The organism is Frondihabitans cladoniiphilus, assembly GCF_039544345.1.
In the GTDB taxonomy this organism is placed as follows: domain Bacteria; phylum Actinomycetota; class Actinomycetes; order Actinomycetales; family Microbacteriaceae; genus Frondihabitans; species Frondihabitans cladoniiphilus.
Genome location: NZ_BAABLM010000006.1, coordinates 62,154 through 86,361 on the forward strand (window position 1 = coordinate 62,154; position 24,208 = coordinate 86,361).

21 protein-coding genes are annotated in these 24,208 nt (G+C 72.1%); 11 read left to right on the top strand and 10 right to left on the bottom strand.

Annotated features, from left to right (window positions below; all coding sequences use genetic code 11):
• Window positions 1–248: 248 nt before the first annotated feature.
• On the top strand, window positions 249–1,199 hold the full coding sequence (locus ABEA39_RS14490; protein WP_345376643.1) for a D-2-hydroxyacid dehydrogenase family protein: 951 nt from the start codon (window positions 249–251) through the stop codon (window positions 1,197–1,199).
• Between the two features lie 35 nt (window positions 1,200–1,234).
• Window positions 1,235–1,966 (top strand): fumarylacetoacetate hydrolase family protein, encoded by a 732-nt coding sequence (locus ABEA39_RS14495; protein WP_345376644.1) that lies wholly within the window; start codon window positions 1,235–1,237, stop codon window positions 1,964–1,966.
• Between the two features lie 7 nt (window positions 1,967–1,973).
• Here ABEA39_RS14495 and ABEA39_RS14500 read toward each other — a convergent pair whose 3' ends face one another.
• A complete protein-coding gene (locus ABEA39_RS14500) occupies window positions 1,974–2,612 on the bottom strand; it encodes a hypothetical protein (RefSeq protein WP_345376645.1) in 639 nt (212 codons plus the stop codon).
• Between the two features lie 137 nt (window positions 2,613–2,749).
• Here ABEA39_RS14500 and ABEA39_RS14505 point away from each other — a divergent pair, with 137 nt between their 5' ends.
• From ABEA39_RS14505 to ABEA39_RS14515, 3 genes are all read left to right on the top strand, one after another.
• Entirely contained in the window at window positions 2,750–3,538 is a 789-nt protein-coding gene (locus ABEA39_RS14505; protein ID WP_345376646.1) for a DeoR/GlpR family DNA-binding transcription regulator, read from the top strand.
• The gene (locus ABEA39_RS14510; protein ID WP_345376647.1) at window positions 3,535–4,506 is read left to right on the top strand and encodes a 1-phosphofructokinase family hexose kinase; all 972 of its coding nucleotides are present in this window, start codon (window positions 3,535–3,537) and stop codon (window positions 4,504–4,506) included. Before ABEA39_RS14505 ends, ABEA39_RS14510 begins: the two co-directional genes overlap by 4 nt.
• Window positions 4,507–4,627: 121 nt before the next feature.
• Window positions 4,628–6,835, top strand: coding sequence for a PTS fructose transporter subunit IIABC (locus ABEA39_RS14515; protein ID WP_345376648.1), 2,208 nt, complete (start codon window positions 4,628–4,630; stop codon window positions 6,833–6,835).
• 721 nt (window positions 6,836–7,556) lie between these two features.
• Here ABEA39_RS14515 and ABEA39_RS14520 read toward each other — a convergent pair.
• The 5 genes from ABEA39_RS14520 to ABEA39_RS14540 form a co-directional block, all read right to left on the bottom strand.
• Entirely contained in the window at window positions 7,557–8,735 is a 1,179-nt protein-coding gene (locus ABEA39_RS14520; RefSeq protein ID WP_345376649.1) for a cysteine desulfurase family protein, read from the bottom strand.
• A 121-nt stretch (window positions 8,736–8,856) separates the two neighbouring features.
• Window positions 8,857–9,750, bottom strand: a complete 894-nt coding sequence (nadC, locus tag ABEA39_RS14525; protein WP_345376650.1) for a carboxylating nicotinate-nucleotide diphosphorylase — start codon at window positions 9,748–9,750, stop codon at window positions 8,857–8,859.
• A complete protein-coding gene (gene nadB / locus ABEA39_RS14530) occupies window positions 9,737–11,473 on the bottom strand; it encodes an L-aspartate oxidase (RefSeq protein ID WP_345376651.1) in 1,737 nt (578 codons plus the stop codon). The genes nadC and nadB overlap by 14 nt, the downstream gene beginning before the upstream one ends.
• Window positions 11,470–12,780: a quinolinate synthase NadA gene (nadA, locus tag ABEA39_RS14535; RefSeq protein WP_345376652.1), complete on the bottom strand. Its 1,311-nt coding sequence runs from the start codon at window positions 12,778–12,780 to the stop codon at window positions 11,470–11,472. Before nadA ends, nadB begins: the two co-directional genes overlap by 4 nt.
• The gene (locus ABEA39_RS14540; RefSeq protein WP_425556982.1) at window positions 12,777–13,544 is read right to left on the bottom strand and encodes an NUDIX hydrolase; all 768 of its coding nucleotides are present in this window, start codon (window positions 13,542–13,544) and stop codon (window positions 12,777–12,779) included. The genes nadA and ABEA39_RS14540 overlap by 4 nt, the downstream gene beginning before the upstream one ends.
• 162 nt (window positions 13,545–13,706) lie before the next feature.
• On the opposite strand from ABEA39_RS14540, the gene ABEA39_RS14545 reads away from it, so the two are divergent.
• From ABEA39_RS14545 to ABEA39_RS14565, 5 genes are all read left to right on the top strand, one after another.
• On the top strand, window positions 13,707–14,654 hold the full coding sequence (locus tag ABEA39_RS14545; RefSeq protein WP_345376653.1) for an alpha/beta hydrolase: 948 nt from the start codon (window positions 13,707–13,709) through the stop codon (window positions 14,652–14,654).
• 9 nt (window positions 14,655–14,663) lie between these two features.
• Window positions 14,664–15,518: a shikimate dehydrogenase gene (locus ABEA39_RS14550; protein WP_345376654.1), complete on the top strand. Its 855-nt coding sequence runs from the start codon at window positions 14,664–14,666 to the stop codon at window positions 15,516–15,518.
• On the top strand, window positions 15,515–16,393 hold the full coding sequence (aroD, locus tag ABEA39_RS14555) for a type I 3-dehydroquinate dehydratase (protein WP_345376655.1): 879 nt from the start codon (window positions 15,515–15,517) through the stop codon (window positions 16,391–16,393). The genes ABEA39_RS14550 and aroD overlap by 4 nt, the downstream gene beginning before the upstream one ends.
• A gap of 10 nt (window positions 16,394–16,403) precedes the next feature.
• Complete coding sequence (locus ABEA39_RS14560; protein ID WP_345376656.1) at window positions 16,404–17,312, top strand: cation diffusion facilitator family transporter; 909 nt, start codon at window positions 16,404–16,406, stop codon at window positions 17,310–17,312.
• Between the two features lie 669 nt (window positions 17,313–17,981).
• Window positions 17,982–18,896, top strand: coding sequence for a hypothetical protein (locus tag ABEA39_RS14565; RefSeq protein WP_345376657.1), 915 nt, complete (start codon window positions 17,982–17,984; stop codon window positions 18,894–18,896).
• A gap of 140 nt (window positions 18,897–19,036) precedes the next feature.
• Here ABEA39_RS14565 and ABEA39_RS14570 read toward each other — a convergent pair whose 3' ends face one another.
• The 3 genes from ABEA39_RS14570 to ABEA39_RS14580 form a co-directional block, all read right to left on the bottom strand.
• Window positions 19,037–19,960, bottom strand: coding sequence for a sugar phosphate isomerase/epimerase family protein (locus ABEA39_RS14570; protein WP_345376658.1), 924 nt, complete (start codon window positions 19,958–19,960; stop codon window positions 19,037–19,039).
• Window positions 19,957–21,459 (bottom strand): Gfo/Idh/MocA family protein, encoded by a 1,503-nt coding sequence (locus tag ABEA39_RS14575; RefSeq protein ID WP_345376659.1) that lies wholly within the window; start codon window positions 21,457–21,459, stop codon window positions 19,957–19,959. The genes ABEA39_RS14570 and ABEA39_RS14575 overlap by 4 nt, the downstream gene beginning before the upstream one ends.
• Before the next feature lie 200 nt (window positions 21,460–21,659).
• Complete coding sequence (locus ABEA39_RS14580; RefSeq protein ID WP_345376660.1) at window positions 21,660–22,910, bottom strand: MFS transporter; 1,251 nt, start codon at window positions 22,908–22,910, stop codon at window positions 21,660–21,662.
• Window positions 22,911–22,989: 79 nt separating this feature from the next.
• Here ABEA39_RS14580 and ABEA39_RS14585 point away from each other — a divergent pair, with 79 nt between their 5' ends.
• A complete protein-coding gene (locus tag ABEA39_RS14585) occupies window positions 22,990–23,988 on the top strand; it encodes a LysR family transcriptional regulator (RefSeq protein WP_345376661.1) in 999 nt (332 codons plus the stop codon).
• On the opposite strand, the gene ABEA39_RS14590 is transcribed toward ABEA39_RS14585, so the two are convergent.
• Window positions 23,985–24,208 (bottom strand): superoxide dismutase (locus ABEA39_RS14590; RefSeq protein WP_345376662.1); only part of this gene is annotated, 224 nt, incomplete at its 5' end. The two genes, ABEA39_RS14585 and ABEA39_RS14590, sit on opposite strands and share 4 nt — an antisense overlap.

Genomic DNA, 24,208 nt, shown 5'->3' on the forward strand with positions numbered 1-24,208 from the left:
CTGAAGGCGTGGGGGCGAGCCGCATGGGCGAGGGGTTCCTGTCGGTGTCGGGTCCGAGTCGGAGGGTGGGCGACCCTGGTGAGGGGTGGGCGTTCGGGTCATGTCCACGCTAGGTGATCGAGCTTGGAGGTCACAATCACGCGAAGTGGTGACAGACCGATCTGTCCACTCTGTACCCCGAGACGTGAGCCATGCTCGGAGAGCGATCCGTGCATCCCCCGTTTAGACGACACCGGTAGCCTTTCGGCATGCCCGCGCGCCTCACGATCCTCGACGACCACCAGGGCGTCGCCCTCGACTCGGCCGACTGGAGCGCCGTCCGCGACGCCTACGAGATCGCGGTGCTGCACGACCATGTGTCGGACGAGGACGAGCTCGTCGAGCAGCTCGCCGACAGCGAGGTGATCGTCGCCATGCGCGAGCGCACCGCGTTCCCGGCGTCGCTCCTCGAACGCCTCCCCGCCCTCCGCCTTCTGGTGACCACCGGACTGCACAACGCTGCCATCGACCTCGACGCCGCCCGCCGGCTCGGCATCACGGTCAGCGGCACGACGGGCAGCGGCCGTGAGGTGGCCGAGCTCACGATCGGCATGATGATCGCCCTGGCCCGCAACATCACGGCCGAAGATCGTGGGATGCACGACGGCGGTTGGCAGCACACCATCGGCACCCGGCTCGAGGGGAAGACCCTCGGGCTGATCGGTTTGGGCAAGCAGGGCACCTGGGTCGCCGAGCTGGCGAACGCGTTCCGCATGCACGTGGTGGCCTGGAGCCCACACCTCGACGCCGGCCGGGCCGAGGCCGCGAGCGTCACCGCGGTGGGCTTCGCGGAGCTGTTCGAGACCTCGGACTTCGTCTCCGTCCACGTGCCGCTGAACGACGGCACCCGCGGCCTCGTCGGCGCGGAGGAGCTCGCGACGATGAAGGAGACCGCCTTTATCGTCAACACGTCGCGGGGGCCGATCGTCGACGGCGAGGCGCTGATGATGGCGCTGATGGTCGACACGATCGCCGGCGCCGCCCTCGACGTGTTCGACGTCGAGCCGCTGCCGCTGAAGGATCCGCTGCGGTCGCTCTCGAACGTCCTCCTCCTCCCCCACCTCGGCTACGTCACCCGCGAGGTCTACGCCGAGTTCTACGGGCAGGCCGTGGAGGACGTACTGGCGTTCGCCGCGGGCGCGCCCGTGCGGCTGCTGTAGCCGCCCACCCCGTCCACTCACCGAAGGGTTCCGCCATGACCGAGTTCGTCGTCACCCCCGCCCCTCTGCCCACACTGGCTGTCGCCGATCCGGGGTCGGGCTCCGAGCCCGGGTCCGAGTCCGGCGCGCGGTTCCCGGTGCGGCGGATCCTCTGCGTCGGTCGCAACTACGCCGATCACGCCCGCGAGATGGGCAGCGACCCCGACCGCGAGCCGCCCTTCTTCTTCACGAAGCCGGGAGACGCAGTCCTCCCGGCTTCGGGCACCGTGCCCTACCCGCCGCTGACCGCGCAGCTCGAGTTCGAGATCGAGCTCGTCGTGGCGATCGGGGTCGGCGGGGCGTCGATTCCGGCCACCTCCGCCCTCGAACACGTCTGGGGCTACGGCGTCGGCGTCGACCTCACGCGCCGCGACCGGCAGCAGGAGGCGAAGGACACCCGTCGTCCGTGGGACGTGGCCAAGGGCTTCGACGCCTCGGCCCCGATCACGCCGCTGGTGCCGGCCGCCTCGGTCGACCCGTCCGCGGGCCGCATCTGGCTGGCCGTCGACGGCGTCGTCGCCCAGGACGGCGACCTCGCCGACATGATCTGGCCGGTCGCCGACATCGTCGCCTCCGCCTCGAACGCCTGGGAGCTCGCACCGGGCGACCTCATCATGACGGGGACGCCCTCCGGGGTGGGTCCGCTCGCTCCCGGGGCGGTCGTGACCGGCGGGATCGACGGCGTGGGCGCGTTCGAGTTCGTGGTCGGATTCGCGCCGCAGTCGTAACTCGGGGCTAGCGGATCGTGGTGGTCACGTCGACGAGGGAGGGGCTCGCGGGCGCCGAGCCGAAGCCGAACGTGACCGGCGGGTCCAGTCGGGCGAGGACGCCCAGGTCGGCGCCCTCCCAGGTCCCCTCGAGACTCACGATCCGCCGGGCGAGCGTGACGCCGTAGTACTCGCGACGGTCGCCGCCGGCGGTGCCCGCCGTGGCCGAGCCGGGCACCAGGACGCGCGCGATCGGATCGATCAGCCGGAGCCAGCCGGGCGCCGTGGCGAAGGCGGACGGGACCGCCCGGAGGAGCATGCCGAGCCCGGAGATGCCGCCGATACCGAGGCGCAGGTCGAGCACGGGCTCCGTCGGACCACCCGCGACGACCCGCAGCCCGCCGTCGACTTTCCGCCACGACACCGGCAGGAACCGCACCTCGTCGAACGTGTAGGTGGCGCTCACGAAGTCGGCGACGTCGGGACTGGGGGCGAGGAGGATGCGGTGGCCGGCCCCGTCCTCCACCATCACGTCGACGAAACGGCCGAGCGGCGACGTCTCCCACATGCCCACCACGAAGCGGGGGCCCCGACTCGTGCCGACCCCGGCGATGCGGCCGGTGAAGCGGAGGTCGGTGCGGGCGCGGCGGGAGACACGAGGAGGCATTCCTCGACGGTACGCCGTGCATCCCACGTGTTGTTTATTCTTCGTTCTTCTTGCTTCGTCTGCGAAATGGGCCTATGGTCTCGGAAAGCACAGGAATCCGAAGGTGATTCCGACGATCGTGACGAGGAGGTCACCGCATGTACGCACTCGAGCGACACGACTCGATCCTGTCGTCGCTGCGCAGTACGGGCCGGGTGGCCGTCGCCGATCTCGCCGCCCGCCTCGACGTCACCACCGAGACCATCCGCCGCGACCTCGACGCGCTCGAGCAGGCCGGCGCGCTGCAGCGGGTGCACGGCGGGGCCGTCGTGTCCGGGCACACCAGCGTCGCCGAGCTCAGCGTCGCCGAGCGCGAGGGCCGGTCGGGGCCGGGCAAACAGGCCATCGCCCGCGCCGCCGCCCGCCTCGTGCCCTCGACCTTCGTCGGCTCGATCGCCCTCGACGCCGGCACGACCACCGCGGCCGTCGCCGCCGAGCTCGCATCCTGGCAGCCCGCCACCGTCGGCACCGTGCTCACCGTCGTGACCAACGCCGTGCCGATCGCCGCCCTGCTGCAGCACAGCCCGCACATCGACCTGCGGCTTCTCGGCGGCCGGGTCCGCGGGCTGACCAGTGCAGCCGTGGGCACGGCCACCGTCGAGCAGATCGCCGCCCTCCGGCCCGACATCGCGTTCGTCGGCACGAACGGACTCTCGGCCGGCTTCGGCCTCTCGACGCCGGACGAGCTGGAGGGTGCCGTCAAGACGGCCTACGTCCGGGCCGCCCGGCGGGTCGTCGCCGTCGCCGACTCGTCGAAGCAGGGCGAGGAGGCGCTGATGCGATTCGCCCGACTGGACGAGATCGACACGGTCGTCACCGACGCACCGCCCGCCGCCGACCTGGCCGAGGCGCTTGCGTCCGCCGATGTCGAGGTGATCGTCGCATGATCATCACCGTGACCCCCAACCCGTCCCTCGACCGCACGATCGAGCTCTCCGGCGCGCTGTCCCGCGGCGAAGTGCAGCGATCGCTCGGCTCGAGCGACGAACCGGGCGGCAAGGGCGTCAACGTCTCGCGGGCGCTCGTCGCCTCGGGCGCCGACACCGTCGCCATCCTGCCCGGAGCCCTCGACGACCCCGTGCTCGTGGCCCTGCGGGCCCGCGGCGTCGCCACCGCCAACCTGCCGATCGCCGGGCGCCTGCGCGCCAACGTCACGCTCACCGAACCGAGCGGCACCACGACCAAGATCAACGAGCCGGGGCCCGACCTGTCGGGGCACGCCCAGGGCCTCGTCGACCTCGTCGTCGAGCACGCGCCGTCGGCGCAGTGGCTGGTGCTGGCCGGCTCGCTGCCGCCGGGGCTGCCGGACGACTTCCTGGCCGGCGTCGTGCAGGCGGTCCGCGTGACCTGCGGCGACGCGGCGCCCAAGATCGCCGTCGACTCGTCGGGAGCCCCGTTCCGAGCCCTCCTCGAATCCGGGCTCACGATCGACCTCGTCAAGCCGAACGCCGAAGAGCTGGCCGAGGTCGTCGGCGGCGACCCCGCTCGCTACGAGAGCGACCCGGCCGCTGCGGTGGCCGGCGCGCGCCTCCTCCTCGACCGCGGCGTGACGGCCGTCCTGCTCACCCTCGGCAGCGCCGGGGCCGCCCTCGTCACCCGCGAGGGAGCCTGGTTCGCCCGGGCGCCGAAGATCGTCGCGCTCTCCACCGTGGGCGCCGGCGACTCCTCCCTGTCGGGCTACCTGCTCGCCGAGACGAGCGGGGCCACCCCCGCCCGTCGGCTGGCGCAGGCCGTCGCCTCCGGAGCCGCCGCGGCGTCGCTGCCGGGCAGCGTCGTCCCCTCCCTCGACCAGACCGATCCCGACGCCGTGACCGTCGTCGCGGTCGCCGAGTCCCCCTCCGTCCCGTCCCTCTGACCCCTCCGGTCGTCCCGACCGCCCCTCGGCGGTCGTCCCGGCCGCACCCCGACGGTCGTCCCGGCCGCACCTCGGCACGACGCCGATCCCCCCGAACCCTGCAGCAAAGGAGCTACACGCCATGTCCACACTCATCAGCACCGACCTCGTCGGTCTCGACGAAGACCTGGGCGCCTCGTCGTCCGAGGTCATCCGCGCCCTCGCCGCGCGCGTCGCCGGCGTCGGCCGAGCCGGCAATGCCGCTTCGCTCGCCGACGACGCCATCAAGCGCGAGGCCTCGGTCGGCACCGGCGTGCCCGGCGGCATCGCGATCCCCCACGCCCGTTCGGCGTCGGTGACCGAGCCGACGCTCGCGTTCTCCCGCCTGGCGCGCACGGTCGACTTCGGCGCTCCCGACGGCGACGCCGACATCGTCTTCATGATCGCCGTGCCCGAGGGCGCCGACGGCGACCACATGACCGTGCTGTCCACGCTGGCGCGGGCACTGATCCGGGACGACTTCACCGCCGCGCTGCGCGCCGCCGCCACCCCCGCCGACATCGTGAAGCTCGTCGACGACGAGGTCGGCGGCGAGGTGGACGCGGCTCGGGGCGTGACCGGGACCTCTTCGGCGGAGGAGGGGGCGGGCGGTGCATCCCACGTTTCCGATGCTTCTGGGGCTGCCGGCGCTGCCGGTGCTGCGGGCGCTGCCGGTGCTGCGGGCGCTGCCGGTGCCGCGGGCGCTGCCGGTGCCGCCCGGGTCCGCCTCGTCGGCGTGACCGCGTGCCCGACCGGCATCGCGCACACCTACATGGCGGCGGACGCGCTGGTCGCGGCGGCCAAGCGGCTCGGGGCCGACCTGCAGATCGAGACGCAGGGGTCCGGCAAGGTGACGCCGCTCGATCCGGCCGTGATCGCCTCCGCCGACGCCGTGATCTTCGCGGTGGACGTCGAAGTGCGTGACAAGGAGCGCTTCGCCGGCAAGCCCGTCGTGCAGGGGCCGGTCAAGCGCGGGGTCGACGAGCCGGCCGCGATGGTCGAGGAGGCCATCGCCGCGGCGTCGAACCCCGCCGCGGCGCGGGTGGCCGGGGGTGGGGCCGGTGCTGGTTCTGCCGCGGGTGCTGGTGCGGCCGGCTACGGTGCCGGCGGGACCGCCCGGGTCGGCTTCGGCTCGTCGCTCAAGACCTGGCTGCTGACCGGCGTCTCGTACATGATCCCCTTCGTCGCCGGCGGCGGTCTGTTGATCGCGCTGGGCTTCCTGCTCGGCGGCGACCGCCTCGCCGTGACCGCGAGCGGCCACACCGTCAACAACGCCGTCTACGCGCTGACGAACTACTCGCTGGTCCACCTGCCTCCGCAGGGGCTGCTGTTCTACCTGGGCGCGGCGGCCTTCCAGATCGGCGGGCTCTCGCTCGGCTTCCTCGTCGCAGCGCTGAGCGGCTACATCGCCTACGCCATGGCCGGACGCCCCGGCATCGCTCCCGGCTTCGTCGCCGGCGCGGTCTCGGTCTTCCTCGGCGCCGGCTTCATCGGCGGGCTCGCCGGAGGCCTCCTCGCCGGTGGGGCGGCGCTGCTGCTGCAGAAGCCCGACGTTCCACGCTGGCTGCGCGGGCTCATGCCGGTCGTGATCATCCCGTTGCTGGCGTCCATCGTGGCCTCGGGGCTGCTGCTCCTGGTGCTCGGCGGGCCGATCGCCTGGCTCACGCGCGAGCTGTCCCTCTTCCTCAACTCGCTCACCGGCTCGGGCGCGGTGCTGCTCGGCGTCATCCTCGGCCTCATGATGTGCTTCGACCTCGGCGGCCCGGTCAACAAGGTGGCCTACGCCTTCGCCGTCGCCGGACTCTCCGCGGGCAGCGCCGCCCACCCGGCGCCGCTCGAGATCATGGCCGCGGTCATGGGTGCGGGCATGGTCCCGCCGCTCGCCATGGCGCTCGCCTCGACCGTGCTCTACCGCCGCGGCTTCTCCGACGCCGAGCGGGAGAACGGCAAGGCGGCCTGGCTGCTGGGCGCCTCGTTCATCTCCGAGGGAGCCATCCCCTTCGCCGCAGCCGACCCGCTGCGCGTCATCCCCTCCACCATGATCGGCGGCGCGGTCACCGGCGCGATCTCGATGGCGGCCGGAGTCACCTCGGAGGCGCCCCACGGCGGCATCTTCGTGTTCTTCGCGATCGGCAACCTCGGCATGTGGGTCGTGGCGATCCTGTCCGGCACGGTCGTGACCGCGTTCGTGCTCGTGGCGCTCAAGCGGTTCGTGCGGCGTCGTCCGCTCGACGCCGAATCCGTGGACGTCGCCGCGGGGGATGCCGGGGCGCTCGTCGACCAGGAGGCGCGGCGGCCCGTGGCGGTGTAGGGCCGCTCTCGCCCCCGGGGGGTCGGGGGCTCGGGGGTCGGGGGGACTCCAGGACGCGCCGCTCATCTTTCGAGGTGGGCGGCGTGTTCTGGCGTTCGGGGGGGGGTGTTGGCGCGCGAGCTCCGGTCAGGCTCGTGTCGACAATTCAGGTCCTCGTGCACCGAGCCGGCAAGACATGCGGTACCCGGGCCGCCTCCCGGCCGACCTCCTGAGTTGCCGACCGGAGGGCCCCGCCCCGGTAAGCCGCCACCCGAGTCCGGCTCCGGCCCCAGCCCCCGCGACCGCCGGGGCTGCCACCGGGCTCGCCGCCGAGCTTGCCTACTGCGGCGGCCGAGGGATGCACGTGCCGGCAACTCAGGACAGCGCCGTGCGGGCAGCCCAGCAGGGGGGAACGAGCGAGCTCGGCAGGGCATCCACCTGAATTGCCGACCGACCGCCCGCCCCGGACCTCCCTCCCCGCCGCCGAACGGCACGGCGGGACAGCGAGCCGGCGCGTGCTGGCAACTCAGGCAGGCGCCGCGTCGGGCACGCGGCAAGGCGGCTCGGGCCGGGCCCGTGCGCAGTGTGCCTGAGTTGCCAACCGCCCGCGAGACCCGGAGCTCGAGCTGTGCGTCCGGGCCCCGTCCGGCACGGCGGGCCGGATGGCCGGCACAGGCGGCACGGCGGGCACGGCAGGACCGCCGCGCGCGTCGGCAAGTCAGGAACCCGCCCGCGCAACGGCTCAGGCGCCCACGATCCCGCGCACGGCGTGAACGCTCGCCTGAATTGCCGACGCGACTCCGGCAAGGTCCTCCCCCGTCACGTCCGCTCCCCAGCTGAACCGCACCGACGTCTGCGCGAGATCGGGCGCCATTCCCAGAGCGGTCAGCACGTGCGACGGCTCGTCACTGCCGGCGGCACACGCCGAGCCCGACGACGACACGATCCCCCGCCGTTCGAGTTCGAGCAGAACCGACTCCCCACTCGTGCCCGGGAACACGAACGAGGCCGAGGCGGGCAGCCGCGAGGTCCGCGAGCCGGTGAGCCGTGCATCCCCCACTCTCGCCTCGACGTCGGCGATGAAGGCGTCGCGAAGCCCGACCGGGGCGATAGCAGAAGCACCGGCGCCAGAAGCACCCGCACCGGCACCACCAGCACCCGCACCACCCAGCAGCGCCACCGCCGCCCCGAGCCCGACCGCACCGGCCACGTTCTCGGTGCCCGACCGGCGCCCGCGCTCCTGCCCGCCTCCGTGCAGCACCGGTTCGAGCGGCAGCCGTCCGGCGACGTACAGCGCCCCGATCCCCTTCGGCGCCCCGAGCTTGTGCCCCGAGATCGTCAGCGCCTGCACCCCGAGCGTGGGCACCCTGACGTCGAGCCAGCCGGCGGACTGCACCGCATCCGTGTGGAACGGCACCCCCCGCCCCACCGCTACGGCCGTCAGCGCGGCCAGCGGTTGCACGGTCCCGATCTCATTGTTCGCGTGCGCGATCGAGACCAGCGTGGTGTCGTCTCGAAGGGCCGAGGCCAGGGCCGCGGGATGCACGGTCCCCTCCCCGTCTAGCTCCACGAACGTCACCTCGAACCCCAGGAACCGCCGCAGGTAGTCGACCGACTCGAGCACGGCCTCGTGCTCGATCCGGGTGGTGACCAGGTGTCTCCCGCGCGGGTTCGCGAGGGCCAGCCCCTTGATCGCGAGGTTGTCGCCCTCGGTGCCGCCGCCGGTGAAGACGACCTCGCCCGGACGGCAGCCGAGCCACTCGGCGACCTGCGCCCGAGCCCGTGCCAGCCCGCGCGCCGCGGACTCACCGACCGTGTGCCGGCTCGACGGGTTGCCGAAATCCCCGGTCAGGTACGGCCACATCGCCTCGAGCACCTCGCGGCGCACGGGCGTCGTCGCCGCCGCGTCGAAATACTTCACGAGCCGGGGATGCCCGGCTCGGCCCCACGAGGGAGGCTGCGGCCCGCAGACGTCCGGCTCCCCCGCCCGACAGGCATGCCGTGCATCCCCCGCCTCACGGGCACGCCGTGCATCCCCCGCCTCAGCGCACGGCGAAGCCGGTGGTGAACCCCACCGGCGCCGCCGTGTCGAGCGTCACGTCGAGGCCGAGGTCGAGGGCCCGGACGCTGTGCGTCAGCGCTCCCACGGAGATCAGGTCGACGCCCGAGTGCGCGATGGCGGCCACCGTGTCGAGGTCGACCCCGCCGGAAGCCTCGACGAGGGCGCGGCCCGCCACCAGCTCGACGCCGACCACGAGGTCCTCCGCCGAGAAGTTGTCCAGCATGATCGTGTCGACGCCGGCGGCGAGCACGGCCTCGATCTGGTCGATCCGGTCGACCTCCACCTCGACGTGCGTCGTGTGCGACAGCTTCGCCTTCATGGAGAGGAGCGCCTCGGTCACGCTCAGCCCCTGCGCGAGGAGGACGGCCAGGTGGTTGTCCTTGACCAGCACGGCGTCGGAGAGGGAGAAGCGGTGGTTGCGGCCGCCGCCGGCGAGCACGGCGTCGCGCTCGAGGGCGCGGAGGCCGGGTGTGGTCTTGCGGGTGTCGACGATCTGCGCCTTCGTGCCGTCGGTCAGACCGACGTAGCGGGCGGTGAGCGTGGCGATGCCCGACAGCCGCTGCAGCAGGTTGAGCCCGACCCGCTCGGCCCGGAGGATCGAGCGCGCGGACCCCCGCAGCACGAACAGGGTGTCGCCGATGCCGAACGGGGCGCCGTCGTGGCGCCGCACGTCCACCTCGACCAGGGGGTCGACGGCCCGGACGACGGCCACGAGGATGCGCGTCCCGGCCAGGACACCGGGCTCGCGTGCCACCACCGCGGCCACGGCCGTCGCGGACTCGGGGATCAGCGACTCGCTGGTGACGTCCCCCCAGGGGGCGTCCTCGGCGAGGGCACGGCGGACGACGTCGTCGATCGCATCATCGGTGAGCATTCTGAGGCACCTCTCTGGCCCACGAGATCGTGCGGGCGGGTTCGTCGTGCGGGGTCGGGAAGTCGGTTCGGTAGTGCGCGCCGCGTGACTCCTCGCGGGCCAGCGCCCCGGCGACGACCAGCCGGGCGACGTCGATCAGGTTGGCGGTCTCGAGGTCCTGCACCTCGGCGGCGGCGGCTGTGTCGGCGGCGGCGGTGTCGGCGGCGGAGGAGGCAACAGCGGCCGCCGTGTCGCCGGTGCTGTCGCCGGTACTGTCGGCTCCGCAGGAACCCGTGCCGGCGACGGTGGCGTCGGCCAGCCGGGCGGCGGCCTCGGCGAGCCGATCTCCTGAACGCTCGACACCGGCGGCGGCCCACATCAGGCGCTGCAGCTCCGGGCGGCCGAGCGGCACCCCCGAAGCCCCGGTCGAGGACACCGCGGGAGTGGCGTCAGCGACAGCGGCGGCACCAGCACCGGCTGCCGCAGAAACGGTGGTGGATGCGAGGGGGACGACGGCATCGGACACGTCGGCGGCCCCGTCGAGGGCGCCGGACCGTGCATCCCACGCCACTGCATCGACCACGCGCCAGCCGAACACGAGCGCCTCCAGCAGCGAGTTGGACGCGAGGCGGTTGGCCCCGTGGACGCCGGTCGAGGCGACCTCGCCGACGGCGTACAGCCCGGGGAGGGTCGTCCGGCCGTCGAGGTCGGTGGCGACGCCGCCCATGAAGTAGTGCGCGGCGGGTGTGACGGGGATCGGCTCGCGGGTCCAGTCGAGACCGGCCGCGCGGGTGGCGGCGGTGATCGTCGGGAACCGGGAGACGAGCGTCGCGGCGCCGATGCCCGTGGCGTCGAGGAACGCCGGGAGGCCGGCCTGGCGCGACATGAGGTCGGCGATCCCGCGGGCGACGATGTCGCGCGGGGCCAGTTCGGCGCGGCGGTCGACGGCCGGCATGAAGCGCTTTCCGGCGGAGTCGACGAGCACCGCCCCCTCGCCGCGGACCGCCTCGGAGACGAGGAAGCTGCCCGGCACGGCGAGCGCCGTCGGGTGGAACTGGTAGAACTCGAGGTCGTCGACACGGGCTCCTGCGCGCCAGGCGGCGGCGAGGCCGTCTCCGGTCGCGACGAGCGGGTTGGTCGTGTACTCGTAGAGCTGGCCGGCACCGCCGGTGGCGAGGACGACGGCGTCCGCGGGGATGCGCGTGCGGACTCCGCCGACGAGCAGCTCCAGGCCGACGACGCGGTTCGCCTCGGCCTCGGTCGCGCCGGGCGCGAGCAGCAGGTCGGTCAGGAACGCGTGCTCGACCACCGTCACGTCGGAGGTCTCGAGCCGGGCGATCAGGGCGCGGACGATCGCGGCTCCGGTGGCGTCGCCCCCGGCGTGCAGCACCCGCGAGCGCGAGTGCGCCGCCTCGAGGCCGCGCGACCAGCGCCCGTGCGAGTCGAGGTCGAACTGGACGCCCCAGCCCACGAGGTCGTCGATCCGCGCGGCGCCGTCGGAGCAGAGCACCTCGACGGCCTCGGCGACGGACAGCCCGGCGCCGGCGACGAGGGTGTCGGCGACGTGCAGCGAGGGCGAGTCGTCGTCGAAGACGGCGGCCGCGATGCCGCCCTGGGCGTACCGGGAGTTGCTCTCGTCGACGGCGCCCTTGGTCACGAGCGTGACAGCGTGGCCGAGCGCTGTGGCACGCAGGGCGGCGGTCAGGCCGCCGAGGCCCGAGCCGACGACGACGATCTGCGTCACACCGACACCGTGTGCCCGGGCTTCGCCGCGAGCATCCGGTCGAGGGCGATCCGTGCCGGCACGGCGATGTCGTCGGCGACCTGGATGCGGTTCAGCACCTCGGACGGCCGCGACGCCGATCCGACCAGCGCCTCGAGCGCCCAGGCGATGTAGCCGGGGTGGATCCGGTACATCGTCGAGCACGGGCAGACGACCGAGTCGAGGCAGAAGATGGTGTGCTGCGGGTACTCCTGGGCCAGGCGCTGGACGAGGTTGATCTCGGTGCCGATGGCGAAGGTGGAGCCCGCGGGGGCGGCGGCGATGGCCTTGACGATGAAGTCGGTGGATCCGGCCGCGTCGGCGGCGTCGACGACGGGCATCGGGCATTCGGGGTGCACGATGACCTTCACGCCCGGGAACTCCGCCCGGGCCTTCGCGATCTGGTCCACCGTGAAGCGCTTGTGGACCGAGCAGAACCCGTTCCAGAGCACGACCTTGGCGTCTTCGAGCTCGGCGACGGTCGAGCCGCCGAGGGGGCGACGCGGGTTCCACATCGGCATCTGCGAGAGCGGCACGCCCATGGCCTTGGCGGTGTTGCGGCCGAGGTGCTGGTCGGGGAAGAACAGCACGCGCCGCCCCCGGGCGAAGGCCCACTCGAGCACGGTCTCGGCGTTGGAGGAGGTGCAGACGATGCCGCCGTGGCGACCGCAGAAGCCCTTGAGGTCGGCGGCCGAGTTCATGTACGTGACGGGGATGACGGGGACTCGGCCCGACTCGTCGACCGCGGTCATGTCGCCGTAGATCTCTTCGAGCTGCTCCCAGGCGGCTTCGACGCTGTCGATGTCGGCCATGTCGGCCATCGAGCAGCCGGCGGCGAGGTTCGGCAGGATGACCGCCTGATCCGGACCGGAGAGGAGGTCGGCGGTCTCGGCCATGAAGTGCACGCCGCAGAAGACGATGGCCTCGGCGGCGGGCGAGGCCTTGGCCTTCACCGCGAGCTGGAACGAGTCGCCCACGTAGTCCGCGTACTGCACGACCTCGTCGCGCTGGTAGAAGTGGCCGAGCATCAGCACGCGGTCGCCGAGCGTGGCCTTCGCGGCCATGATGCGGGCGTGCAGCTCGTCGGCGGAGGCCGTGCGGTACTCCTCGGGCAGCTCGCCCTGCAGCGGGGAGTGCGCCGGGATCGCGTCGAACATCGACGAACCGGGGCCGTAGGCGGGGATGCCCGTGTCGAAGTTCCACGGAGCCTCGACCAGGTCGGTCGAGCAGACTTCGCCGGGAGCGACCCCGTTGGTGATGCCGCGGATGAGGGTGTCGACGCTGGTCATACGGGGATCTCGTTATTCTCGGAAAGGGGGCTTCGTTCGGGCGGGGAGTAGCGGTAGAGCTTGGGAGGCCGGTGCTTGGTGCCCGTGAGCACCTCGCCGGTCGGGACCACGGAGTCGGACGCCTCGATCATTCGGCGGAAGTTCGCCGGGTCGAGGTCGCGGCCGAGCACGGCCTCGTGCACCTCGCGGAGCTGCGCGAGCGTGAAGACGTCGCCGATGAAGGCGTGGGCGATGCGGCTGTACTCCATCTTGGTTCGGAGGCGCCACAGGGCGTAGTCGACGATCGTGCGGTGGTCGAAGGCCAGGTCGGGGAGGTCGTCGGCGTCGAACCAGCAGACGTTCGGATCGCCGTCCACCAGGGCGGGCGCGTGGCCTGAGACCTGCGCGACGAGGGCCCAGTAGACGATCGACACGACGCGCACGGCGGCAGGGTCGGACGACCGGCTCGGAGCCCCGAACGCGTAGAGCTGCTCGAGGTAGGTCGGCGACAGGGCCGTCGTGTCGAGCAGGTGCCGGCGGGCCGCGTCGGAGAGATCCTCGTCGCATTCGAGCGGGCCGCCCGGCAGCGCCCATGAGCCCTGGAACGGCTCGCGGATCCGTCGCACGAGCGGGATGTGCAGGGCCATGCGGCCGGTGGTGTCGGAAGGCCGCAACGAGAAGATCACCGTGGAGACCGCGAGCACCGGGGCCGGGGCGGGCACAGAGGCAGGCGTGGCGCTGGTGCTGGCGCTGGTGCTGGTGCTGGCGCTCTGGCTGGAGGTCACGGTGGCTGCGATTCGGGTCGGGCCGGCGGGTTCGGCGGGTCTGCGGGTTTGCGGGTTCGGTGCCGAGGGAAGGCCGCCAGGAGTTAAGGTGTAAATGACTATAACCCATAAGGTCTAGTTGACCCTAACACGGTTCCGAGCATCCCCGAATAGGGTCGGGCCATGTCGCTCCTCCTCGCAGGCACTCGCTTCCTGCTCCGGTTCACTCCCCGCAGCACCGACTCGGCCGAGAGCCTGCACGCGGCGATCGCCAAGCGCGGCGAGGCCGAGGCGCCGATTCCCGCATCGGTCCGGCGCCGGGTCGACGTCACCGAGACGACGGTGCAGGGTCGCCCGGTCGTGCGGCTCACGCCCCGCGGCGCCGCCAGCGGACGCCACCTGATCTATCTCCACGGCGGCTGCTACACCTTCGGCATCTTGACCGTGCACTGGAACCTCCTCGCGACCCTCGCCGACCGCTCGGGCGTCACCATCACCGTTCCGCTCTACGGCCTGGCGCCGACGTACCACCCCGCCGAGGCGTATGCGCTGCTCGACGAGGTGTACGCGAACGTGGTCGAGGCCGCGGCCGGGCGCCCGGTGTTCCTCGGCGGCGACTCGGCGGGCGGCGGACTCGCGCTCGGGCAGGCCCTGAGGCTGCGCGACGGCTCGGTCGTGGGCGGGGCGCACGGCACCGGCGGCGGTCGCCACTCCACCGAGATCGCACCGGGGGATGCCCCCGCCCCCGCCGGCCTCATTCTCCTGTCGCCGTGGCTCGACGTGACCCTGTCGGCCCCGCAGATCGCCGACGTCGCCCCGCTCGATCCCATGCTCGGACGCGCGGGACTCGTCGAGGCGGGCGATCTCTGGCGCGGCGACCTCGACGGCCACGATCCCCTCGTCAGCCCTCTCTACGGCGACCTCCGCGGGCTGCCGCCGATCTTCGTGCACCAGGGCGACCGCGACATCCTCCTGCCGGATGCGAAGCAGCTCGCCCGGACCGTGACCCGGGCCGGGGGCCGTATCGAGCTCCGCATCACGAAGGGCGGGTTCCACGTCTTCGTCGGTGCCCCCTGGACCCGCGAGGCCAAGCGGGCCATCCGGCGGATCGTGGCGGAGCTCCGCGGCTAATCTGGTCCGATGCGTCGTCTCGCGGTTCTCGGCTCCCCCATCGCCCACTCGAAATCGCCGCTCCTGCACGAGACCGCCTACCGCCTGCTCGGCCTGCCGTTCGAGTACGGTCGCGCGGAGGTCGGGGCGGGTGCCCTGCCGGCCTTCCTCAAGGGGCTCGACGACTCGTGGCTCGGCCTCAGCCTCACCATGCCGCTGAAGCGCGAGGTGATCCCCCTGCTCGCCACCGTCTCGCCGCTGGCCGCGGAGCTGGGCGTGGCCAACACGGTCGTGCTCCGGCGCGACGGCGAGCGCCTCCTGCTCGACGGGCACAACACGGACGTCGACGGCATCGTCCGCGCACTCACTCTCACGCCGGGCTTCCGCTCGCCGTCGGCCGCCGCCCGCACGGCCGTCCTCGGCGGGGGCGCCACCGCCGCCTCGGCGATCGCGGCAGCGGCGCAGCTCGGGGTCACCGAGCTCTCGCTGTACCTCCGCGACCCGACGAAGGCCGCGGTGCTCGTCGACCTGGGTGTCGCGCTGGACGTGGCCGTGCATCCCACGCCCCTGGGGTCTCTGGCGGCTGCCGAGCCGTGGGAGTTCGTCATCAGCACGCTGCCCGGCGGTGTGGGCCTGCCGCCGGTGCGCCCCGCATCCCCCGACTCGGTGCTGCTCGACGTGGCGTACGAGCCCTGGCCGTCGCCCATCGCCGCCTCGTGGGAGGCCGCGGGCGGGCGGAGCGTGAGCGGGCTCGACATGCTGCTGGAGCAGGCGATCGGGCAGGTGCGGCTGTTCACCGGTGGGGGGCAGGATGCACCGCTCGCGTCCGAGGACGTCATCCGTCAGGCGATGCGCCAGGCCGTCGGACTAGTCTCGACTCCGTGACGATCGAAGTCAGAACCGTGACGCTCCGCGGTGTCGAACTGGGCGCGGGGCAGCCGAAGATCTGCGTGCCGCTGACCGGCGCGACCGTCGACGAACTCCTCGCGCAGGTGGAGCGGCTTCCTGCCGGGCGATTCGACCTCGTCGAACTGCGGATCGACTACCTCGAACGGGTCGACGAGCGGCGTCAGGCACTCGACGCCGCCGAAGCCGTCCGCGCGGCGCTGCCCGACTCGGTGCCCCTGCTCTTCACGTTCCGCAGCGCGGCCGAGGGCGGTCAGCGCGAACTCGATCTCGGCGACTACGAGCGCCTGCTCACCGGTGCCATAGCGACTCGCGCCGTCGACGCCATCGACGTCGAGATGTTCACCGAGCTCGGCGTGCTCGAGCGGATCGTGAACGCCGCGCACGAGGCCGGAGTCGTCGTCGTCATGTCGTCGCACGACTTCCACGAGACACCGCCGCTCGACCAGATCGTCGCCCGGCTGACCCTGCAGCAGGATCTCGGCGCCGACGTCGTCAAGATCGCGGTCATGCCCACATCGCCCCGCGACGTGCTCACCCTGCTCGAGGCGACGGACGAGTTCCGGCAGACGAAGGGCGTCCGGCCGGCCATCACGATGGCGATGGGGCCGCTCGGGGTCGTGTCGCGTCTCTCCGGCGAGATCTTCGGCTCGTGCCTGACCTTCGGGTCGGTCGGCGACGCGAGCGCGCCCGGGCAGGTTCCGGTCGAAGGGCTGCAGGACGCGCTGGGGCTCGTGCACGCGGCGCAGCCGGCGCCGGTGCCGGGGCCTCCTGCGACGGTCCCGCAGCCGGAGGACGACGACGTCTCTCGGCTCGTCGACGACACGATCCCGTACGTCGAGAACCAGGGCTGACGGGCCGCCCATGTCGCACGATCACGCGTCGGCCGACTCCTCGCGCGGACGACTGTCGGTCGCGCTGGGGATCACGGCGGTCATCCTCGTCGCCGAGATCGTCGGGTCCGTCCTCACCGGCAGCCTCTCGCTGCTCGTCGACGCCGGCCACATGCTCACCGACGTCGCCGGGCTCAGTGCGGCTCTGATCGCCGCCTCGCTGATGCTGCGGCCGGCCACGTCGAGCCGCACCTGGGGCTATCGACGGGCCGAGGTCCTCGCCGCACTCGGGCAGTCGGCCGTGCTACTCGCCGTCGGCATCTACGCGTTCGTCGAGGGCGTGCAGCGGTTGTTCGAGCCGCCGTCGGTGCCGTCGGGCGGGCTGCTGCTGTTCGGCGCCATCGGACTGGTCGGCAACGTGCTGTCCATCCTGGTGTTGAGCGCAGGGCGGTCGAGCAACCTCAACATGCGGGCGGCGTTCCTCGAGGTCGTGAACGACGCGCTCGGGTCGGTCGCCGTGATCGTCGCGGCCGTCGTGATCGCCCTGACCGGCTGGGCGCAGGCCGACGCGGTGGCCGGCATGCTCATCGCCGTGCTGATCGTGCCGCGGACCATCGGGCTGCTGCGCGAGACCACGGCGGTCCTGTTGGAGTCGACGCCACGGGGGCTGGACCTCGACGACGTGCGGCGGCACGTGCTCGAGTTGCCGCACGTGCGCGGGGTCCACGACCTGCACGCGTCGCAGATCGCCACCGGGCTGCCCGTGCTGTCGGCGCACGTCGTGGTCGAGCAGGGGTGCTTCGAGGACGGGCACGCGCCGCGGATCCTCGACGACCTGCAGGCCTGCGTGCTCGAGCACTTCAGCGTGGCGATCGAGCACTCGACGTTCCAGCTCGAGCCCGAGGCGCACGCCGAGCACGAGCACGTCGACCACGCCTAAGGGCGGTTCTCCCGCGGGTGTGTTGGGGGGTACGCGACCTGCGGTGCTCGTGGGCTGCGGTGCTCGGGGTGCTGCGGGTGCTGCCGTCTCCTCCGTCTCCGTCTCCTCCTCCGTCTCCGTCTCCCACGGGGCCGCCGTCGGCAACTCAGGAAGCCAGCCGCGGCCCGCCTCCCCACCCCCGCAGCAGCCCGCCCCAGCCACCCGCTGCCTGAGTTGCCGACCCCCCGCTCGACGCGCGCACCCCCCTGCCCCTCGCCGCTTCCCCACCCATCCCGCCGCCCCACCGCCCCGCTCCCGCTGGCAACTCAGGCGGTCGGCCGCGGGCCGCCTCCCCACCCCCGCGGCAGCCCTCCCCAGCCAGCCGCTGCCTGAGTTGCCGACCGCTCGCCCGACGCGCACCCGCGTGCCCCTCGCCGCTTCCACACCCATCCCGCCGCAACCCGCCGCTACCCCTCCCGCTGGCAACTCAGGAAGCCGACCGCGGCCTGCCTCCCGTCCCCCGCAGCGGCGCGCCCCAGCCACCCGCTGCCTGAATTGCCGACCGTACGCCCGACGTCAGCCAAGCGCAGCACCGGCGACGTCTTCTCCACAGCCGCAGGCGAAAAGCCCTCCATCCACAGATCGTCGAAACCGCCGCCATCGATGCGCGGCCTCCTCCACGATCGATGCATGGCAACCATCGGTTCATGGGTCGACGCAGCGGGCGGCGTCCTCCACAAGCGGCGACTCGTCGCGCTCGGCGCCCGAGATCGCGACCTCACCCGCGCGGTCCGCAGCGGCGAGGTCCGTCGGGCGCGCCGCGGCTGGTACACAACGCTTTCCCAAGCCGATCCGCGGTTCGTCGCTCTGCGGGTGGGTGGTCGACTGACCGGCGTGGCCGCATTGGAACAGCTCGCGGCCTGGCTGCCGCGCCGCCGAATGCAGATGACGGTCTCCGTGCCACGCAACGCCGCACGACTCCGGGGTCCTGACGGAGTCCGGGTCGTGTACGACGGCATCGATGTCCTCGCTCGGGGCGACCTCACCGTGGTCGCTCCGAAAGACGCCCTTCCGAGAGCGCTCCTCGAGTTGGAGTTCGACGAGGCCGTCACGCTCCTCGACTGGGCGCGGCGTTCCGATTGGTTCGACGAGAGCGATGTCGCCGAGGTCATGAGCAAGTTGCCGGCCGACGCCCGCGGCGTCCTGGAGTGGTCGAACCCGACCTCGGAGAGCTTCATCGAGTCGCTGGCACGGGTGCGGTCCGAGCTCGACGGGCGAAGGGTCGTCACGCAGGTGCCGGTGGGCAGGCGGCAGTTCTTCGACCTCGAGGTGGACGGGGTCGTCGCGATCGAGGTCGACGGGCGGGAGTTCCATGCCGACAGCTTCGAAGCCGATCGGCGGAAAGACCTGGCGATCATCCTCGAAGGGAGGTTCCCGATCCGCCTGACCTACGACATGGTGGTCCACCAGTGGCAGCGCGTGGCAGAAGCAGTCGACCGTGCGCTCGCCATGCACCACGACGGTGGATCTCCGCCGCCGCGACGCCGCCGACTTCCGCGGCGGCGCGGCTCCCGCCCTTGGCTTCTGCCGGCTTGCACCCTGTGATGGACCTCTGCAGCACAGTGAGGCCCTGCGGACGCGTGCGTCCGCGGCTGGGCCGGGTCACTGCCGAGACGGCCGGCGAGCGAGCTCGACCGGGCGATCGTCACAGCGGGATCACGCCCCCGGCAATCAGACCCTGCCGATCAGGACCGGGCGATAAGAGGGCGGAGGGTGTGATGGGCGATGCGCAGGCCCTCGGTGACCTTGTCGTCCGTGCCGCCCCAGAGGGGGTCCTCGTGCTCGACCGAGAGCGTGCCCTCGAACCCACCCTCGTACAGGCGGTCCACGATCCGAGCCCAGTCGATTTGGCCACGGCCCGGCACCCGGAACCTCCACCAGCCCATGTCCCAGGGGTCGTCGCCCTTGTCGACTTTCCCGAAGAACCCGTACCGGTTCCGTTTCGCGGGGAAGAGCTCCACGTCCTTCGCCTGTGCGTGAACGATGTGCTTCGCGAACGGCAGGATCGTCTCCAGGGGGTCGATCCCGATCCAGGTCAGGTGCGACGGGTCCCAGTTCAATCCGAAGCCGAGGCCAGTCACCCACTCCCACAGTTCGGGGCTGTAGGCGAGGTTGCCGGGGTACCCGTCGGGGTGCCAGCCCTCCATCACGCAGTTCTCGATGATCAGCTTCACCCCGCGCTCGCCGGCGTAGTCCACAAGTGCCGGCAGCATCCGGTCGCCGAGGGCCATGTTGTCTTTCACCGACAGGGTGTTGTCGCGCCCGATGAACGTGCCGACGTAAGGAACCCCGAGCACGGCCGCCGTGTCGACGACGTGCCGCAGGTGCGCGTGGATTCCCTCCCGACGCTCGAGGTCGTGGTGGAGATTGTTCTCGTAGTACGCGAGCGCGCTGATTCCCAGCCCGGTGCGCTCCAGCACCGAGACCGTGGCCGCGGCATCCTCGTCGGTGAACGTCGCCACCGGCAGGTGGGATGCCTCGAACTCACGCCCGCCGACGCGTGGCCACGCCGCCACCTCGAGTCGTTCGAAGCCGGTGGATGCAGCGAACGTCGCGATCCTCTCCAGGCTCCAGTGAGGCAGGCAGGCGGTCAGCATTCCCAGTTTCACGAAGCTTCTCTCTCTGAAGGGACACCCGATTGCGACGTCGAGTCGGCGAAGGCGACACCAGCGGCGACACCGGCTGGATCATGAGCGGCGACACGGGTTGGCTCGTCGGCGGCGATACGCGCTGGGTCATCACGGGGCTCACCGGCGGGGTCGAGACGGGCGGAGCTCGCAACCCGGTCACCAGCGGAGCCCGGAGCGGCACCCGTATCGGCACCGGCAATGCGACTGGCACCGGCACTGGCGCTGGCACCGGCACCGGCACCGGCGTCGACCTCGGCACCGGCATCGACCTCGATCGCCACCCACGACGACGAGGCGGCACTCGCCAGCACGGCGTCGATGATCCGGCTCGCGCGCAGCCCGTCGGCGAAGGTCGGCAGCCCCTCGGGCGACTCCCCGCGCACCGCCGCATACGTGTCCTCGAGGAACGCAGTGAACGCATCGGGGTACCCCTGCGGATGGCCGGCGGGAACCCGGGTGAGGCGCTCCTGGTCAGGAGCCTGAAAACCCGCTCCGCGTTGCAGGATGCTCGCCCCGGCCTCCGTGCCCAGCCACACCGTCTCGGGATTCTCCTGATCGAAGACCGCCGAACCCCGAGACCCGTCGACCTCGACCCAGAGGCGGTTCTTCCGGCCGGCCGACACCTGCGAGACGACGGTGTTGGCAGTGATGCCCGAGGTCGTGCGGAAAGTGGCGACCGCGGTGTCCTCGGTGGTGACGCGAATGCGCTCGCCGACGCCAGCGGCAGCGCCCGCGCCCGCACCCGCGCCAGCACCAGCGGCAGCGCCCGCACCAGCACCCGCACCCGCACCAGCGCCAGCGCCAGCGCCACGAGAACCGAACGACGGCCCCGACGGCACCGGCCGCGTCTCGTAGACGATCGACGTGATCGCCGACACCGACTCGAAGCGCTCCCCCGACAGGAACTCCGCCAGGTCGCACCAGTGCGATCCGATGTCCGCGAACGCCCGCGAGGTGCCGCCCGCCCCCACGTCGACCCGCCAGCTCGACGAGTCGGGGTCGAGCAGCCAATCCTGGAGGTACGACCCGTGGATGAGGTTGATCTGCCCGAATTCGCCGGCGAGCCGTCGAGCCCGCAGTTCGCGGACGAGCGGGTGGTACCGGTATGCGAAGGGCACCGTCGCGACGACCCCGGCGTCGGCCGCCGCCCGAACGAGCTCGAGACCCTGCGCGCCGGTGAGGGCGAGGGGCTTCTCGCAGACGACGTGGATCCCGGCGCGGATCACGGCGAGCGCGTAGGGGTGGTGGGTGGCGTTGGGGGTGCAGATCTGCACCACGTCGGGCCGATCCGCCAGGAGGTCGTCGAGCGAGGTGTACCCGCGATCGACGCCCCAGGCGCGAGCGGCGGCTTCCGATTTGGCCGGCGTCGACCCCAGCACGCCGACCACGTGCGCCCCGGCATCGCGCGCCGCCCGGCGGTGGACCCCGCCGATCATGCCCGTCCCGATGATCGCGACGCGCAGCAGTGCTTCCGACATGCGACTCCTTCGTGACCGCCGGGAACGAGGCCGACCCTCGCGAGAGCGGCCTCCCGACGATCTTGGCCCGACTTCTGGCGACTGTCAATCAAAAGTCCCGCCGCCGACGTCAGAAGTCGGCAGTCATACGGAGGACGGCAGAAGCCAGGAGCCAAACGCCAGAAGACAGAAGGCAGATGCCAGACACTATGTGCCGAAAGTCAGGACAAACCCGACCCTCGAACCCGCAAGCCCACCACCAGGGGGATCGCCGCAGCCGCCGCCACCACGACGATGATCACAGCGAACCCGACCAGCGCCGCGGCGAGGCTGATCGACAGCGTCGCCACGCCGATACCGACGACCGGCACGGCCAGCCCGACGTACCCGGCCAAGAACACGCCAGCCAGCACCTCGCCCCGATTCGCCGCCTCGGCCAGCGAGCCCGCGATCGCGAGCGCCGCCTTGAACAGACCGCCCGCTCCGGCCCCGGCCACGATCCCGCCGATCAGGAAGAGCGCGAAGCTCGTCCCCCCGACCACTGCCACCGCCAGGGCGGCGATCCCGACCACGAGCAGCACGGTCCCGACGACGATCTGGGCGCGCGCACTCAACGGCCGAAACGCGATCTGGGCGAGGGCAGCAGCCGCGAAGGTCGCGAAGACCACGAGCCCGGCGACGGCCCGCGAGGTGATACCCAGGGTTCCCGAGACGAAGACCGGAGCGAGCGACGTGAACAGGCCCAGCACCGAGAACGCGGCGAACGCCACGACGGCGACCGTGAAGAATCGAGCGCGGGATGCCCGGGGCACGCTCACACGCTGGGGTCGGTACGCCTGCCGCACGGCCGGTCGCACCACGGTCTCCGGCACCACCAGGATCGCGACGAACGCCGCCACGAGCAGCACCAGGAACACCACGTACGGCGTGACGAGCGGGGCGGCGACGTAGCGCGCCAGCAGCCCGGAGACCAGCGCCCCGACGGCGAAGCCGCCGAGGTTGGCCGCCCCGGAGACGACCTGCCCGCGAGCCGGCGACGAGCCCGGGCGCGAGGCGGAGTGGAGGTCGAGGATGTGCGCCGTCACGGTGGCGGTGAGCATCCCGATGCCGAGACCGCAGATCACGCGCGCGACGATCAGGCCGCCCAGTTCGGGCCACACGATGAAGACGACGGCCGAGACGATCTCCAGCCCGATGGCCGGCAGCAGGATGGTGCGGCGGCCGACGCGGTCGCTCAGGTGTCCGGCCAGGAAAAGGCTGATGACGACGCCGACCGCGTAGGCGGCGAAGGCGATCGTGATCGAGAACGTCGAGAAACCGTCTCGGTGCTGATAGAGCGTCCAGAGCGGGGTCGGGACGACGCCGTACGCCATCACGGTGAGGAAGACTCCCGACACGACCCAGAAGGAGACTCCGTGCGAGAGGGTCCGGCGCGCGGGAAGCGCGACGGGTGTTGCTGTTGTGCTGGTCATGGGATCGAGCATCCTCGCTGCGCTCGATCATGTCCAACGATCAGTGGTGATGCGATTGATCACCCAATACGATGGTCGGATGGACTCCCGTCAGCTGGAGGTGTTCGCCGCCGTGGCGGGCGAGAAGAGCTTCACCCGTGCCGCCTCGAGCCTGCATCTCGTGCAGTCCGCCGTCTCGGCGACGGTGAAGGGCCTCGAGCGCGAGCTCGGAACCCGGCTGTTCGATCGCTCGACCCGGGCCGTGCGGCTCACGGCCGCCGGCTCGGCTCTCCTCCCTCATGCCACCGAGGTGGCCCTCGCCCTCCGCGCCGCGCGCGACGCCGTCGACTCGGTGTCCGGCGGCCTCAGCGGCGCCCTCGCCATCGGGTACATGACGAACGTGACGCTGTTCGACATCCCCCGACTGCTCGGGCGGTTCTCGGCCCTGTACCCCGACGTCACGATGCACCTCGCCCCGGCCGCCACCGGCACCGCCGGTCTCGCGGAGGCCCTCCGGTCCGGCACCCTCGATCTGGCCTTCCTGGCCGCCTCGGAGGCGGGTCTGCCGGGGCTCCGGGTGTTTCCCCTCGCGACGTCGCCCCTGATCCTCGCGGTGCCGAGGCACCACGAATGGGCCGGACGAGAAGAGGTGGCGCTCGCGGAAACCGTCGGCCAGCGGTTCGTCGACTTCCCGAGGGGATTCGCCAACCGGACGATCGTCGACGAGGAGTTCCACGCGCGCGGCCTGGCCCGCGACGTCCGGATCGAGACGGCGGACACGAATGACACCGCGGCGCTCGTCCGGAACGGCCTGGGCGTCGGCTTCCTGCCGGACTACCTGGTGGCGGACGACCCGGCGATCCACCGGATCCGGCTCGTCGACGCCGAGTTCCTGATGCGGGTGAGCGTTGCGACGGCACGGACCCGCGCCCCGAGCGCCGCCGCCACGAGGCTCGCGACGATGGCCCGCGAGCAGGCAGACCACGAGCAGGCAAAGCACGAGCAGGCGGACCACGAGCAGCGCGAGACCACGGGAACGCACGAAGCGCCCGCCCCCGGCGAGGGAGCGAGCGCTTCGAGGACTGTCGGGACGACCTAGAGGGTGAGGAGGCCCTGGGTCTTGGTGGTGGCGGCGGTGAAACGCTCGGCGACGTTGTCCCAGTTGACGATGTTCCAGAACGCCTTGACGTAGTCGGCGCGGACGTTGAGGTAGTCGAGGTAGTAGGCGTGCTCCCAGACGTCGAGCAGCAGCAGCGGGACGATGCCGAAGGGGATGTTGCCCTGCTGGTCGAAGAGCTGGAAGATGACGATCTTCTGCC